Source organism: Clostridium pacaense, assembly GCF_020709765.2.
Lineage (GTDB): Bacteria > Bacillota > Clostridia > Lachnospirales > Lachnospiraceae > Enterocloster > Enterocloster hominis.
Map to the genome: position 1 here is coordinate 1 of NZ_JAJFEB020000104.1, position 291 is coordinate 291.

General features: G+C 53.6%; 1 protein-coding gene. It reads right to left on the bottom strand.

Features of this window, described 5'->3' with window-relative positions; translation table 11 throughout:
* The coding region (locus tag LK536_RS58680) for a hypothetical protein (protein WP_506092320.1) at positions 1 to 291 on the bottom strand (291 nt) is incomplete at both ends.

A 291-nucleotide genomic window follows, 5' to 3' on the forward strand; every position in this document is an offset into this window, starting at 1 on the left:
CTCGTTGAGCAGACAGATGATCTGCATGAGCGCCTGTTCGAGGCCATCCCTGTCCTCCTGCTCACAGGCTGATATCAGTTTCTGGGTAAGGGCGCGGTGTTTCTGTTCCGCATCCGGCAGCGGAATCCGTTTCGACAGTGTGTGCGGGAACTGGTGGAAGAGGGTCAGCTCATAGAACAGGTCAAGAAGCAGACGGTTTTTGAGCATAAGCAGCATCTGGCGGCAGCAGTAGAACGAGATATAGAGGGAATCCCATGATATCTCTTCCGCCAGCTCTGTAATCACGAGCAT